12 protein-coding genes are annotated in these 15,112 nt (G+C 57.6%); 7 read left to right on the top strand and 5 right to left on the bottom strand.

Annotation, left to right across the window (positions count from 1 at the left end; all coding sequences use genetic code 11):
• Window positions 1-366 precede the first annotated feature (366 nt).
• From accD to AC2IAX_RS16380, 6 genes are all read left to right on the top strand, one after another.
• Window positions 367-1,353 carry an acetyl-CoA carboxylase, carboxyltransferase subunit beta gene (gene accD, locus AC2IAX_RS16405; protein WP_190531627.1) on the top strand — a complete coding sequence of 329 codons (987 nt, stop codon included), beginning with the start codon at window positions 367-369 and terminating at the stop codon, window positions 1,351-1,353.
• Window positions 1,354-2,065: 712 nt separating this feature from the next.
• Window positions 2,066-2,563, top strand: coding sequence for a photosystem II cytochrome c-550 (gene psbV, locus AC2IAX_RS16400; protein ID WP_494388407.1), 498 nt, complete (start codon window positions 2,066-2,068; stop codon window positions 2,561-2,563).
• Between the two features lie 334 nt (window positions 2,564-2,897).
• Window positions 2,898-3,353, top strand: coding sequence for a YtxH domain-containing protein (locus AC2IAX_RS16395; RefSeq protein WP_494388406.1), 456 nt, complete (start codon window positions 2,898-2,900; stop codon window positions 3,351-3,353).
• A gap of 26 nt (window positions 3,354-3,379) precedes the next feature.
• On the top strand, window positions 3,380-4,174 hold the full coding sequence (locus AC2IAX_RS16390) for a hypothetical protein (RefSeq protein WP_494388405.1): 795 nt from the start codon (window positions 3,380-3,382) through the stop codon (window positions 4,172-4,174).
• Window positions 4,175-4,183: 9 nt separating this feature from the next.
• Window positions 4,184-5,440 carry a tRNA nucleotidyltransferase/poly(A) polymerase-related protein gene (locus AC2IAX_RS16385; RefSeq protein ID WP_494388404.1) on the top strand — a complete coding sequence of 419 codons (1,257 nt, stop codon included), beginning with the start codon at window positions 4,184-4,186 and terminating at the stop codon, window positions 5,438-5,440.
• Window positions 5,441-5,538: 98 nt separating this feature from the next.
• Window positions 5,539-5,721: a hypothetical protein gene (locus tag AC2IAX_RS16380; protein ID WP_099534512.1), complete on the top strand. Its 183-nt coding sequence runs from the start codon at window positions 5,539-5,541 to the stop codon at window positions 5,719-5,721.
• 623 nt (window positions 5,722-6,344) lie between these two features.
• Here AC2IAX_RS16380 and AC2IAX_RS16375 read toward each other — a convergent pair.
• Entirely contained in the window at window positions 6,345-8,714 is a 2,370-nt protein-coding gene (locus AC2IAX_RS16375) for a P-loop domain-containing protein (protein WP_494388403.1), read from the bottom strand.
• A 571-nt stretch (window positions 8,715-9,285) separates the two neighbouring features.
• Here AC2IAX_RS16375 and AC2IAX_RS16370 point away from each other — a divergent pair.
• Window positions 9,286-10,227, top strand: coding sequence for a serine/threonine-protein kinase (locus tag AC2IAX_RS16370; RefSeq protein WP_494388402.1), 942 nt, complete (start codon window positions 9,286-9,288; stop codon window positions 10,225-10,227).
• Window positions 10,228-10,620: 393 nt separating this feature from the next.
• Here AC2IAX_RS16370 and AC2IAX_RS16365 read toward each other — a convergent pair whose 3' ends face one another.
• From AC2IAX_RS16365 to AC2IAX_RS16350, 4 genes are all read right to left on the bottom strand, one after another.
• A complete protein-coding gene (locus AC2IAX_RS16365) occupies window positions 10,621-11,607 on the bottom strand; it encodes a pentapeptide repeat-containing protein (RefSeq protein WP_494388401.1) in 987 nt (328 codons plus the stop codon).
• The gene (locus AC2IAX_RS16360; protein WP_494388400.1) at window positions 11,585-12,277 is read right to left on the bottom strand and encodes a pentapeptide repeat-containing protein; all 693 of its coding nucleotides are present in this window, start codon (window positions 12,275-12,277) and stop codon (window positions 11,585-11,587) included. The genes AC2IAX_RS16365 and AC2IAX_RS16360 overlap by 23 nt, the downstream gene beginning before the upstream one ends.
• A gap of 148 nt (window positions 12,278-12,425) precedes the next feature.
• Window positions 12,426-13,730 carry a dihydroorotase gene (locus AC2IAX_RS16355; protein WP_494388399.1) on the bottom strand — a complete coding sequence of 435 codons (1,305 nt, stop codon included), beginning with the start codon at window positions 13,728-13,730 and terminating at the stop codon, window positions 12,426-12,428.
• Entirely contained in the window at window positions 13,731-15,089 is a 1,359-nt protein-coding gene (locus AC2IAX_RS16350) for a histidine phosphatase family protein (RefSeq protein WP_494388398.1), read from the bottom strand. It abuts the gene before it with no gap.
• Between the last annotated feature and the right edge of the window lie 23 nt (window positions 15,090-15,112).

The following is a 15,112-nucleotide window of genomic DNA, read 5'->3' as shown; positions in this document are numbered from 1 at the left end:
TGATCGCCCCTGATCACGGAAAGACTCACCGGATTGCAACCCTGGACTACAAAACAGGGCGATCGGCAAATCCAAGCGCGTTATGGCTAAGGGAAGAATTTTGGGTTCTGGGCCAGAGCGTGGGAAACTAGGGCAGCGATCACCCGCTGCTGGCAAGGGCGCATCTGGAAGCAGGTAAACTGCGCCGGCCGAAAGCAGCAACGCATTTTGGTAGCCCTGTTGGAACGAATCCGCCGAGCCTCTGGGATGGTTTACAACACCCCCAATCGACCGTTACCAGTGCCTTTGACGCAACCGTTTCTGGTGTCCGCAAGAGTATTGTAACGCCCCGAGGGGCGGGGAATCTACCCGGAGAGTATTGAACCCATGTCGTTGTTTGATTGGTTTGCAAATCGTCGTAAGAGCGATCCGGCTGGACATTCAGGCCAAGAGCGAGAGATCGCCGATGGTCTCTGGACGAAGTGTGAAGCCTGCGGCGTTCTCGCCTACACGAAAGACCTTCAGGCAAATCAGATGGTTTGCCTGGATTGTGGGCATCATATGCGGGTCTATAGCGATGAGCGGATCCAGCAATTAATTGACCCGGGCACTTGGGTGGCGTTGGATCGGGATGTGCGCCCGGTGGATCCTCTGGGCTTTTTCGATCGCAAGTCCTATAGCGATCGAATTGTGGAGGCCCAAAGCAAGTCCGGCCTCATTGACGCGGTGCAAACGGGCTTGGGTGATTTAGAAGGTCAGCCGATCGCCCTGGGGGTGATGGACTTTCGGTTCATGGGCGGCAGCATGGGATCCGTGGTGGGCGAAAAGCTAACCCGGGCGATCGAACGAGCCACCGCTGAACGCCGGGCCATGGTGATTGTCTGCGCATCCGGGGGGGCCCGAATGCAGGAAGGAATGCTGAGTTTGATGCAAATGGCCAAAATTTCCGGGGCCCTGGAGCAGCATCGGGAGGCCGGCTGTCTCTACATCCCTGTGCTGACCCATCCCACCACGGGCGGTGTGACGGCCAGTTTTGCCATGCTCGGTGACATCATCATCGCCGAACCCAAAGCGTTGATTGGGTTTGCGGGCCGGCGGGTCATTGAACAAACCCTGCGCGAAAAGCTCCCGGATAACTTCCAAACGGCGGAATATTTGCAACAAAACGGGTTTGTGGATGCGATCGTGCCGCGAACCCAACTGAAGTCTACGTTGGCCCGCTTGGTTCGGTTGCATCACGCTTCCCGGCGGGCGGTGTCCACGGCTCCCACGAATGGGGCCCGGCTGCGGGATGAGGTGATGCTGGATGGTCAACGGGATGGGTTGCATGTGGAACGTTCGATCGCCCCTGGTTCGATCGCAGCCCAGCCCTAAATCCTCCCACCCGCGATCCTCTCACCGGCTCTCAGGAATTCGATTCGCCCAATTCGATTCGCTCCAGCAGCCCTCTTCAAGATTGCGGCCCGAAATTGCAACCCGAGATTGCAACCCGAGATTGCGATATGTTTCCGAACGATGGTTTCGGAATCCAGGTTCTACGGGGGATCACCCCGCCCCCAAAGCGAGACTCGGGCCATGGGCTGAAAGCCTTGACCCCCAACGGTTATTCAGCCCCCGATCTCGGAAAGTCATGCCCACTGATGCGGCTTGAGTTGATAACTTGCTATCTCTCGGAGCCTGAAAGGCGGGGGCTTTGCCCTCAATCCGGTAAGATTAAAATCAACTTTTGGCTACCGCATTTTTTCTCCAAAACATTTACCGTTTAGGGCTTTGCCGGCCAAAGGCAACCGTTATCATTACCCGGCGATCGCTGGGTGAGACTCGGACACTTTGAAGAGACACCGGGGCCAACCCCGCTCCCATCGCTGGGCAGTGGAGAGGGCTTTGGGGTCAAACCACCGATCAACGCAGCCGTTTTAGCTGGCTGCCTAGATCGGGAATCCCCGTTGCTTTAGCATGGGGAGGATGTGAATTGTGGTTAGAGTGCCGCAGCGGGGGCGATCGCGCGATCCGAGCGACAATCTAGCCGGCTATAACATCGGCCTGACTTTGATCGAGATCAAGAGACTCAAGTCTAGAAAGAACCATGCTGAAAAAGGTTGTTTTGCTAGTTGTAGCGGTGGCGTTTTTTGCCTTCCAACTGGCCGTTAGCCCCGTAAGCGCGGCGGAAATGAAGCCGGAACTGCGCACGGTCAAGGTCAACGAAAAGGGTGATACCGTCACCTTGACCCTGGAGCAAGTGGCTCTGGGCAAGAGATTGTTTAATGACACTTGTGCCCAGTGCCATGCGGGCGGTGTGACCAAGACCAGCCCTGATCTGGATCTGTCGCCTTCGACCTTGGCAGGTGCCATTCCTAGCCGCGATCACATCGCTGGTTTGGTGGACTACATGAAGAATCCGACCACCTACGACGGTGAAACGGAAATTTATGAACTGCACCCCAGCACCCGCAGTTCTGACATTTTCCCGGAGATGCGGAACCTGACCGATGAGGAATTGGAAGCGATCGCTGGTCATATTCTGAGCCAACCCAAGGTGATTGGTTCCCGCTGGGGCGCTGGTAAGACTCGTTATTCAACTTGATGAATGAGTGAATATGGAGGGCGATCGAGCAGCAGGGTAGATGATGCCCGATCGCGATGCCCTCAGGGTTCTCTGGATGGTTGTTTGATTCAGTTGCCCCATTCAAGACTCGTAATCGATTGCTTGCCCGGTTAACCGAAGGATGGTGGCCGGGTATTTATTTGGAATTAATTGGGCCTTGGGATTAATTAGGCTCCGGGATTAATTAGGCTCTGGGATTCCTTGAGCGGCGGCCACCCCGCAATTTTGCAGGGTAGAATCGAAAGGTCTCTGGGCTAAGGTTCCATGGCCGCATGAGTTCCACTAGCTGTGCCGTTTGCCCCGCGTCATCATCATGTCTAAACGTCAGTCCGATCGATTTGCGCTGGGGATCCTGCTGGGGGCGGCAACTGGAGCCGTAGCAGGATTATTGTTGGCTCCCCGATCGGGTCGAGCTTCTCGCCAGCGTCTACAACAATCTTTGCAAAGCACTTTGCAAAACACCTTACAAAACACGGTGAAGCAATCGGGCGATCGCCTGCCGGGAGCGTTGGAGGAGTTGGGACAAGTGGTGCGCGACCAAGCGGCCATTTGGTCCGATCGCACCCGCGATCGCCTAGAAGGGGCACTCGATCGACTGCGGGACGCGATCGCCAGCGGTGTGGCCGCCAGCCAAACGGTGGATCAGGAAGATGTCAGCTTGTCGGAAGCGGGCGACGCAATTCCAACCGGCTCAGCCCCAACTCCGAAGCCCCGCCAGTTGGCCTATAACCGAATGGCCGCCCCCATGACCCAAACGGGCGATCGCTAACGGCGCGCATTCCGTCCTCTGAACCCATGATCGATCCGTTATTTTGGCTGGGGCTATCGTTTTTGCTCGTCAGTGTCTGCTTGGCGATCGCCCTGGCCGCTGCCATTCCTGCCCTGCAAGAGTTGGGGCGGGCCGCCCGCAGTGCCGAGAAGTTATTTGACACCCTCACAAGAGAGTTGCCGCCCACCCTGGAAGCCATTCGCCTCACGGGTTTGGAAATTAGTGACCTGACCGATGACATGACCAGTGGCGTGCAAAGCGCCGGTCAAGTGGTGCAAAAGGTGGACAGCAGCTTGGATACGGCCCGGCGGCAAGCGCGGCGAGTGGGAGCCACGGCCCGGCGGGCGGCGGCAGGTCTTCAGGCCGCTTGGCAGGTGTTGGTGAAGCCTGGTCGCGATCGCCGTCGAGATAACCGATTGGAAGGGCGCAGTGAGCGGAATGAATTGCGCGGCGAATTGCGCGGCGACCTCAGGAACGATCGCAACGAACGAAATGATCGCGATGAGAGAAACGACCCAAGAAATGAGGGGCTGAACCGGCGATCGGAACGGCCGGGACTACCGAGTGGATCCACTTGGCAACCACCCGATCGCTATGCGGAGGCCTACCTAGAAGACGAGCTGGATAATGATCTTGATGAAGATTTAGGGGATCTGGATTTAGAGGATCTCGATGAATTAGATCATCTAAACCATCGAGCCAACTACGATGATCCTTATCCCAGCAGCGATCAAAATCCAAGGAACGATCGAACCAGTGAATCAGGCACTCACTCAGACAGTGAATTTGGAGATGGAACCCTGGTTGAGCGATCGCAATGAGCCTTCGAAATGAGCCTTGATTTGCGGGACTGGCCCCTAAAACTCACTCCCTTAAAATTGACGGATTTACCCGAAACGGCCTATTTGGTTGGTGGAGCCGTGCGGGATGCTCTGTTGGGGCGGCAGCGGGAGGCGGTGGATTTGGATGTGGTGCTGGCGACGGGAGCGATCGAACTAGCCCGATCGATTGCTGGTCGCTACGATGCGGGGTTTGTGGTGCTAGATCGAGAACGCCAGATTGCGCGGGTGGTTTTTGCCCAGGGAACGCTGGATGTGGCGGCCCAGGTAGGCGACTCGATCGAGGCGGATCTGCGACGGCGGGACTTCACGGTGAATGCGATCGCCTATCAACCCCATCGCCAGGAATGGGTTGATCCCCTCGAAGGCCGGCGAGATTTGGCCGATCGGGCCCTGCGAATGGTGTCCGTGGAAAACCTGCGGGAGGATCCCCTGCGATTGTTGCGGGCCTATCGGATCAGTGCCCAATTGAATCTCCAAATGGAGCCAACCACGGCCCAGGCGATCGCCCAACAGGTTCCGAATCTGCGGCTTGTGGCGGCCGAACGGGTGCGGGCTGAGTTGGACTATTTGTTGGAAACGCCCCGGGGCGATCGAGTGCTGATGGCGGCCAGCGAAATTCAGCTTTTGCGCGATTGGCTGCCCCCTTGGCAAGGACAGCATGGGGTAACGCTGCCGGCCCTATCCAAGGCGATCGGGCAATTACAAAACCTTTGGCCCAATGCGCCCCTCGATTGTCCGCTGCCCAATGGGCGATCGCCCTTGGCGGCGGCCCGGTTAGCCTGTTTATTGGGATCAGACTTGATGATCGCTCAACGGGCCCTGGAGCGACTCAAAACCAGCCGGGTTGATCAGCGCATTCTGTTGGCGATCCTGGCGGCCAAGGCGAGCCTACCGGCCGATCGCCAATCGCCGCTCGATCGCGCGGCTCAGTACCAATTTTGCAAGGCGGCGGGGGAAGGATTTTTGGCGGCCGCGCTTCTGGCTTTGGCGGAAGGAACGGCCCCGATCGCCCTGGCCGAGGCGATCGCCCGTTGGCAAGATGCCACCGATCCGGTAGCCCACCCCAGCCCACCGCTCACGGGTCACGAGTTGATGACGGAATTTGGCTTGCCCCGGGGGCCGATCGTCGGTCAACTGTTGGCGGCCTTGGAGCGGGCCCAGGCCCTTGGGCAAATTCAGGGATCCGAAGGCGCTCGGCAGTTTGCCCAACGCTGGCTTCAGTCAGCCCAATCCTTCCCGACATAGCCAACCTTTGCGGGCCAACCTTTGCGGGTCGATCGCGAAAGGCAATCTCAAGGCGATCGAGATGCGCTATGCTAGGTGGGCTGAACGGGAAATGGAACATGGCAAAGCGCCGTAACCTCAAAAAAGAAAAAGCACAGCGTAACTTGGCTTACGCACGTAAATTCCGCAAGCGCTCCAATAGTGGACGGATGCACCGCTCTCGTCGCCCGTCTGCATCGGCCGAAGCGGAAACCAATGAAGAGGAAACGACCACCGACGTTCAAGACGGTGCAGCGGTCTAACCCAACCCAAGTCTCTCTTCTATGGCCGAAGCGGCCTGTGGCTAAAAACGTTTTGGGTTTCCTTGCTCCGTCGTGGATCCAATTTTCCATTAACCTTTGGGTTGTGCCATGGATTGGGTTTAACCCACGGCCGGAGCCAGAAGCACCCGATTGCGGCTTTGAGGAAGCGCAGCAGTTCTATTAACTGTTGCGCTTCTCTGTTTTTGCCATTTATTTTTGCCATTTATTTTTGCCATTTATTTTTGCCATTTATTTTTGCCATTTATTTTTGCCATTTATTTTTGCCATTTATTTTTGCCATTTGTTTTTGCCATTTATTTTGAGGATCATCTCACTTGACCAAAGGCAACGGCCGAGTCAGGCGTTGCAGATGTGGGAAATTAGACCGCTTTCACGAAAATCCCTTTCCTCCAGATCGGCCGATCAACGATCATTTTGTAGGTTGGGTTGAGGCACGAAACCCAACAACAGCAAGGTTTGTAGTGATCGAGTTGGGTTTCGCAAAGCTCAACCCAACCTACCGAAGAACCAAGCATTTGAGCGCTTTGTCAATCAATCAGTAATCTTGGAAAGGAATTTATAGTTGCTTTATCAATCAGCTCTAAAGACCTCGTTAAAGATTTTTAGAGATTTTTCAGAAAGTCCTCCATTTCTTGGGACTCGGTGACCATTCCCAAGGCTTGGAAGTGCTCGATCGCCCGTTCGGCCCAATTACGCGACTCCTTGCGCAATCGCCCGGCCGAGGCAGCGCGGGCCAAATGCTTGCAGCAATAGGCACAACACCGCTGATCAACAATCACTGCCGCCAACCGGTAGCTGGCTTCCAACTCCCGCATGGCTCGGGAATATTGCCCCTGGACTATCCGCACCTGCCCGATCGAGGACTGAATATAGGCCGTTCCCCGTTGCCACCCCAAAGCCTGTGCTTTTTTCAGGGCCGTCGTATAAAGTCGCAAAGCTTCGGTGGAATTCTGTGCCTGCTGTGCCAAATCGCCTTCGTAGTAAAGACTTTGGCACTCCAAACGCAACCGGTGCTCGGCGTTGAGCTGGGGATGGTGAATGAGCTGCTCCACACGGTGTTTCCACCGATCGCCATGGTCGATCGATCCCTGGTCATAGGCCAGGCGCAGTTGGTTAATGGCTAAATCCGATTGCAACTCTAGATCCAGATGATCCCGCAATTGCCAAACGGCCTCAAAATCTGCGCAGGCCTGGCGAAGGGATTGGGAGTCATTGCGGAGGGCATGGGTCCAACCGCGATCGAACAAAAAGCGTGCTTCCAAGGCCGAGTTCTGTTGCTGGCGAGCCAGTTGGATGGCTTTGGCATCGCGGGCAATCCGCTCCGACCAATGGCCGCGAAAGTGGCTGTAGCCCCTGAGAGGTTGAAAAACCTGCCAAAACGACTCCAATCGCCCGGCCGCTAAACACCAATCCAAAACCTGGTTCAGGGTGCCCCAATGACAATCGATCGCTTGGTGATCGGTTAACCACTCCAGGCGATCGCCCTGGCCATGTTGCTGCACATAGTCGATCGCCCATTGCAACCATCGCTCACGCATCGCCGTTTCTTTAGTTGCGGCCAGGCGATCGACCCCCACCGTTGCCACATAACGCCGAGCCAAGGACGACAGGTCATAGCGCCCGTCACAATGGAGGGTCACCATGGACTGCTCAGCCAGCTTGGCCAAATGGGCCCAAGTGGCGTGGGCTTCCGGATCCACCCCGGCCACCTGGGCTAACAATGCTGGTTGGACGGGAACCGCAAACCAACTGAGGGCCAACAGGAACTGCCCCGCCAACTGCCCGCCCAAGGCCTCCAGGATGTTGGCACAGTAAAACTGCGTCACCCAGTGATCCGGCTGTTCCAGTTGGGCAATGACCCAAGCGATCGATTGGCCCGCCGTCAATTGCCCCAACCCCCAGGCGATCGGCCCCGGCAAGGAACCCGCCGCCGCCACCAAGCGCCGATATTGCCCCAGAGACCAAGGCCACCCCGCTTCCGGAACCCGCTGCATGATCCACCGCAGGGCCGCCTCTGGCTCCAGGGGATCTAGATGGAGCGATCGGGCGATCGGCAATCGATAGCGGCAGGTGAACAACACCTTGACCGTGGCTGGCAATTCATACAAAAACGCCAACGTGGCCTGCGGATCTGTCATTTCTTCAAAACTATCCAAAATCAACAACATGGGTTGTTGAGCCATCAAAGTCCAAGCCTGTCGCATTCGATCGGGCAAGGGGCGATCGTTCCATTCACTTGTCATTCGATCAGAATCGGATGTGAGATTCTGCAAAACTTCCGATAATAACTGCTCTAGGGTTTGTTGCGATCGCCATCCTGGCAGCAGCCCCATTCCCGTTAAGTAATGGGTTTTAGCGGAAGTGAAAAAGACCCGCTGGAAAGGGCAAGAATTTTTTTGAATTAAATAATGAACGCTCGCTAAAGCCAGGGCCGTCTTACCGGTTCCACCAGCTCCTTCAATCACCAAAAATCGCTCTTCTTGATTCTGTTGCAGCCAGTGAATCAGGTGTTCCCACTCTCGATCGCGGCCTTCCAAAATCGCACTATCCTGAGCTGGCAAATAAACCTTCCAGTTTTGATGCTCCGCGATCGGAGCAGAGGAGATTCGATAGGGACGTTCTGCTAACATTGCCAAAATTCGGCGACGACAAAAACGCCCTTCCCAATTCAATAACGTTTTAAGATAAGTGTAAAGCTTATTTGTGAGTTCTGTTCGGAGAACATCAGCATTAACTTCAAGCACTGTGGCTAAGGCTTCAATGCTCATTCCTGTGAGAAATCCGCGTAAATAGAGCCGTTCAGTGCGGCTGAGTTGCGATCGCCGAGAATCACCAGTGGCGGGAAACTCCGGACAGGGCTGCCCCCGCTTTGCCCACAGCAGCCGGGCCTTGACTCGGCCCAAGTCGCGATAGAGACCTTCGAGATTCCATTCGCACCCCACCTCCTGAAACAAAGTGCTTTTGTTATCCATCGCTCGCTGGGTCAACCTCCTTCGGGAAAGACTCGATAAGCCAAAGTTCGTGGTCGGGATTCAGGTCAGTTTCATCGAATTGATCGAAGATTTGAGATTTACCTAAGATTTTAGGGTTTTACCTAAGATTTTGGCTTTAGCTCTTACAAAACGGATCGAGATATTCTGATTTTCAAGCTAATTTCGCCACCGATTCCGCGCCGATCGCGTGGGGGAAACCGATCGCTCAGTCCTCATGAATTCCTGTTAGTTCAGAGGACTCGTTCAACAAATTCGTTCAACGGACAGACCTAGGGCCGATCGCCCCTGGATCTGGTTCAAAAGCCGCGAGCAATTCATCTGGGTTCTGTGCCAAAGCCCGCTGTCATGGGCCGCAACCGGATCCAAGCCAATGGGCTGCTGATGGTTTTTGGGCTAAATCAACAACAACCCCAGGTCTTGGAGCCTGCATAAAAATTTCTAAGCAAGGCGATGTTAATGCAGTTGATGTTGGGTTTAGGGCTTGAGTAATTGCGCCCTAGCGGCTTGCTCTGTGTTGCTGAATTCTTGAAACTTTGGTCGAGAATGCCCCATGATCCTTCCCTCTCCGGTGTTGTCTCAGGATCGGAAAACGGCTTGGCCCGACGGAACCCTAATTCACGATCGCTACAGCATCCTGCGGGGGCTGAATGCCGCCGCCACGCGATTGCCCCAAGTTGGTCAGGTGCAGGTGTTTGAGGTGGTGGACTTGGAGGACGACGATCGGCCCAAGGTTTTGAAACTGTTGATTCGTCAACAATCAACCCGGCTCGATCGGCTTTACCGCGAAGCGGAAGTGCTGATGCGTGGCCCCCAGCATCCCCAAATCCCCAAGGCGGCCGTGGATGGCTTCTTTTGCTGGCGACCGATCGACAGCCGCTGGCCCTTTCAGGGGTTGGTGATGGAGGCGATCGCGGGGGAATCCCTAGAGGCTTATCTCGATCGACAGGGGGCGATCGACCCCATGGAAGCGATTCGCTGGTGGGTTCAACTCAGCAGCCTGCTCCACAACCTTCACCAGGCCGGCTGGGTCCATGGGGATGTGAAGCCCGCCAATCTGATTCGGCGGCCCCAGGGGGATTTGGCCCTGGTGGATTTTGATGCGGCCATGGCGGTGGGCGATCGGGCGGCCGCCGCCTGTGGCTCTGCGGGCTACATTGCCCCAGAGCAGCGAGAACGGGAGCCAGTGGGCCCCGCCAGCGATTGGTTTAGCCTGGGCCGCACGATCGTGCATTGGCTCACGGGGCAGCATCCCTTAGATTTGATGGCCCAAAGTGTTGACTCTGACTTTGACTGGCGCTGGGCCGTGCCGGGGTTGCCGGACTCGATCGCATCGGCGATCGATATCCTGATGGCTCCCAACCCGAGCGATCGCCGAATCATGCCAGCGGGAACCACCGCCACTTCCTTGCTTCCCCTGGCGCAGCGCCTGGCGCGGCCGCCCGTTGTTGCCACGCCCCCTAGGCAGTTCCCGGAATTCCCGAGGGCTGCCTAGGGAATCCTAGCAACCTGGTAGCACGGCAAGCTTATTTTGATCGGTCAAGTCCAGTGACGGTTGCCGCTATCCGATCCTTAGGCAGCAAGGGGCTGAGGGCCTGTCGTCAAATCGCCTGAAGCCCTGATTCCACCGTTGGCAGATCGTGGGGGACAAGGGGCTTAAGCCCCTTGTTACGGCGACTGTCTCCACAACTTTGACCCCATGAATTAAGGCAGCCACGCTACTAGGGGTTTCTAGGGATTTTCTAGTGTTCCTCCACACCACAATCTCTCTGTTCAATTCGGCAGTGGACTGTGCTCCACGAGCCGGATTTTTTTGTGGCAAATCTTGGTGGCAAATCTTGGTTGCCAATCAACGCGGCAAATTTTGGTTGCCAATCAACGCGGCAAATTAGCGCAGTACTGGGGGCGATCGCTCCGGTACGGAATGCCAAGGGCGCGGGACTCCATACAACGCCACCGTTCCCTGGCCGTTCCAGCGCTCCCCATTCGGCAGGGTAGCCCGCCGAAAATCCGCTTGCTCCAATTGAGCATCGTGCAAAACGGCCCGGGTGAGATTGCTGGCAAACAGGATGGCTTGGGTCAAATCTGCCCGACTCAGATCCGCATCCATTAGCGCGGCCCGACTTAAATCGGTGCGGATCAGATTGGCTCGACGGAGGTTAGCCCGACTCAGATCCACTTCTGACAAATCAAAATGGCTCAGATCGGCGGTGGCCAAGTTACTTTGGGGCGCAATTAACCACAGACCGGCCCCGATCGGGTCAAAGTCTTGGGGCCAGCAGGTGGCCTCGTCCATCAATGCCCCCTGAAAACTAGCCCCTTGGAGTTGGGCTTGGCTCAGGTCAGTTCCGCGCAAATCTGCCCGATCGAGATAAGCCTCCTGCAACTGGGCTTGGGCTAAATTCCAACCCCGCAAGTCCGCTTGGCTGAGGTTGCTGGCCGCCGCTTTCAGTTGGGAACCAAGGACGATCGCCCCCTGTTGCAACCAGTCGATCGCCCCTTGGGTGCGGGCATCCACGCGAGCCTGTCGCCAGTCCACCCCATCCACCCAAGTCCACCGCAAATCCGCCCCACAGAGATCCGCTCCGTTTAAGCTGGCTCCCCGCAGATCTGCCCCCCGTAAATCGGCTTCGCGCAAATCCGCCCGCCGCAGGTAAGTGCCCCGTAAATCGGCTTCGCGCAAATCCGCCCGCCGCAGGTTCACCCCCGATAGATAGGCCGAAGACCAATTGACCGACCGAGCCACAACCTCACGAAAGCGGGCCCCGGAAAAATCCGCCCCGCTTAGGCGTAGTTCCGACAAGTTGGCTCGATCAAAATTCCACTTTCCCTGGTGATATTGCTCAATCCACTCAGCCGCCTGACTCTGTTTCATGGAGATCACCGATCGCGCCGTTGGCTACCAACTGTTGATAGTCTTCGGCCGTTAGTCCTTCGTTATTACCCAAGACCGCACCTGTGACGATCGCCCGATGAAAATTCACCCGGCTTAAGTTGGCTCCACTCAGGTTAGCCCCACTCAGGTTAGCCCCACTCAGGTTGGCCAGGGCCAAGCTGGCCTTGTGCAAATCTGCTTTGGTCAAATTGACATCACTCAAGAGGGCCCCGGACAAATCTGCCCCGGCCAAGCGTGCTTCCGCTAAGTTTGCCCCGCTCAAGTCTGCATCACAAAGCTGGGAACCGCGTAGATTCACCCGTTGCAGATTGGCCCCGCTCAGATCACACCCCTCCAGTCGCACCCCCAAAAGTTGTCTACCGGTTAAGTCTTGTTGGGGATTCAGTCGGGCCAGGGTCAACAGATCAAGGAAGCTGGCTTGCGGATTGGCCCAAATGGCTGCGATCGCCCCGGCCCAGGGCCCGTCAATGGCTCCACCCGATCGCGCCAGGAGGCAATCCAACACGGCTCGCTGTTCCGGCGACAGGGGGTGACGCTCCGCCAGGTTCAACGCTTGGGTAATTTGTTCGATCGCCGCATCCAAATCCACGCGCGATCGATCCGCACCCGCCTGTTCCGCAGGGGCCCCTGCATCCTGAAAAACCGTCACAATTCAATCTCCTTCAATTGCCGTTTGCACAACGGCTGCTGCACATGATCACTACCCGTTTTTAGGGTAACCCGAAGGGAACCGGCGGCCGGCTGAATGCAAAGAGAGTTCAACATTCTCACGATCCACATCAGGGCGGAGCCAGGGTTCAGGTGGGTAACCAGGTTTGCACCACGCGCCCCGCAATTTTGTGACCCAGCCATGGGGTGTTCTGGGCCAGGGACCGCAATTGGGCCGGCTCCACTGTCCAGGTGGCGGCGGGGTCAAACCGAATCAGGGGCTGGGCCTGACCAGGGCCGATCGGTTGGGGCATTTGGCCCAACAACTCGGCGGGCCGCTGACTGAGCGATCGCCACAGTTCCAGCGCCGTCAATTCCCCAGTCATCACCAACCCTGACCAGAGCAAGGGCAAGGCCAACTCCAGCCCGATCGCCCCTTTGGGTGCTTCGGCAAAGGCGACGGTTTTTTCTTCGTAGGTGTAGGGGGCATGATCCACCGCGATCGCGTCGATCGTCCCGGCTTTGAGGGCGGCGATCAGGGCCTGGCGATCGGCAGGATTACCCAAGGGCGCAGACAGGTGCAGGCTGGGATCGTAGGGCGAAGGGGGGCGATCGCTGCCCGGCAGAAGTCGCCGCCCGTCAATGTGGCTGGTGTCGCAGAGCAATTGCAACCAAGACAGGCTGGCCGTGAGGGGCAATCCATCGGCCTTGCCTTGGGCCACGAGGGCCGTGGCTCGACCGGTGGCCAAACGCATCACATGCAGGCGGGCGGGGCGATCGCGCAGCAATTCCAGGAGGGTGGCGAGGGCGCTGCTTTCGGCCACCGCCGACACCCCCACCACCCCCAGCCGCAACGCCTCAACCCCTTCCAGAACGGGGCCGCGACTGGCGGAGGTACTCTGACCCATCACCATCAACGGCAACCCCAAGGGCCCCGCATAGTCCAGCAGCCGTTCCATCAAGACCCAATCCCGGATCGATCGCCCGTCGGTGAAGCCCACAATGCCCGCAGTGGCTAACTCTGCCAACTCGCTCATCTGTTCCCCCTGGGCCCCTTGGGTCAAGGCTCCCCACAGGTGCAGATGGGGGCTTGGCTCCGGCAAGGCTGCCCAGCGATCGCGCAGGTTTTGCACCAGGGCGGGCTGATCCATGGCCGGTTGCGTGTTGGGCAGCAGGGCCAAGGTGGTGAACCCGCCGGCCAGGGCGGCGGCGGCCAAGCTAGCGAGGGTTTCTCGGGACTCATGGCCCGGTTCGCCCGATCGGGAATAGCAATCCACCAGGCCCGGGGCCAAAATTTGCCCCGCCGCCTCAATCACTTGGGTTCCCTCGGGCAAGGCTTGGGGATCCGGGTCGATCGCCCGCACTTGCCCCTGATCCAGCAAGACCGTGGCCGGTCGATCGACCTGGGCCACCGGGTCAATCAGGCGAATTTCCCGTAGCAGTTCGATCGTCATCTACAGCGCCCCAGCGGCCGTTTTGTCCAAAATCGTGCCCGATAGGTGATGGGTAATGTTCATCGCCTGCAACACCGGCAAACTATCGGGCCCGTCGGGATAGCAAATTGCCGTTACCCCGCCGTTCCCTTGCTTAAAGCGCCAAATGCTTTCGGGGCCAAGGCCCGTGAGCTGGCAGAGCAGGGCTTTATTCACGGCATCATGGGCCACTACCAACCCGGTCAAGGGGCGATCGGCCGGCGTTGCCACTTCACCCGCCTGAGCCAACACGGCCGCCCAGGCCTGTTCAGCGCGATCGAACACCTGTTGCAGGTTCTCACCCTCCGGCATTTGCACCGTTTCCGGGTGCGTTTGCCATTGTTTCAGCAAGCCCGGATATTCCGCCTCAATTTCCGATTCGTACTTGCCCTCCCACAGACCATGGCCAATCTCCTTGAGGGTATCCAGCAAGCCCAATTCCAGCCCTGGATGATGCGCCAAAATAGCCTCTGCGGTCGCTTTGGGGCGAGCCATGGGGCTGCTGAAGGCAAAGTCGATCGCCACATCCTTCAGGAAGTTGCCCGCTTTGGCCGCTTGACCATGACCCGTTTCATTCAGGGGCACATCAATTTGGCCCTGAAACCGCCCCTGACGGTTCCACTCCGTTTCCCCGTGGCGCACCAACAGCAACTGCGGCCCCCGATCGTCCCCACCGGGCTTGGGCACGGCTGAGCCACCCAAGGATCCCAAGTGCGCCGTCAGGTTCATTGACTCCAGTTGCACCGCATCCCCCAAACCACCGGCAAAGTTCAGCACACTGATCCCACAGTTCGATTGCAGCAGGCAGTGGTAGCGATCGGGGCCGATTCCCAACGCCGTACTCAGCAAGCAGCGGTTAATGCCGTTATGGCCCACCAAAGCCACCGTCTGCCCCTGATGGCGGCTCAAAATCTCTTCCCAAAAGGCCTTGGCCTGATCTCGCAAGGACAGCACCGGAAAATGCGTCCCACTGGCCAAAGCCATGCTGAATTCGTGGGGCTGGTGTTTCCATTGGTCATAGGCTTCAGGAAACTGAGCCTTCACGTCACTGACGGCCATCCCTTCCCAAAGGGGCAAATCCACCTCCCGCAACCGTTCGTTGGTGGTCAGGGGCGGCGAAGGCTGCAATTGCTGACAGATGGTTTCGGCCGTTTGGCGCGCACGCTGGAGGGGGCTGCAATAGAAGGCATCGATCGCCAAACCTTGCAGGGCGATCGCCACTTGGGTGGCCTGGTTACGCCCCAGGTCAGTCAGCACCGACTGATCGCAGCGCCCTTGAATGATCCGGCGGGTGTTGAAGTTACTTTGTCCGTGGCGGATGAGGATAACGCGCGTAGCCAAGGGCCTGTCTCCTAAAGTGGGGG

It is taken from the genome of Limnothrix sp. HT2024, assembly GCF_059138625.1.
This window is presented reverse-complemented; position numbering and strand designations above follow the sequence as displayed.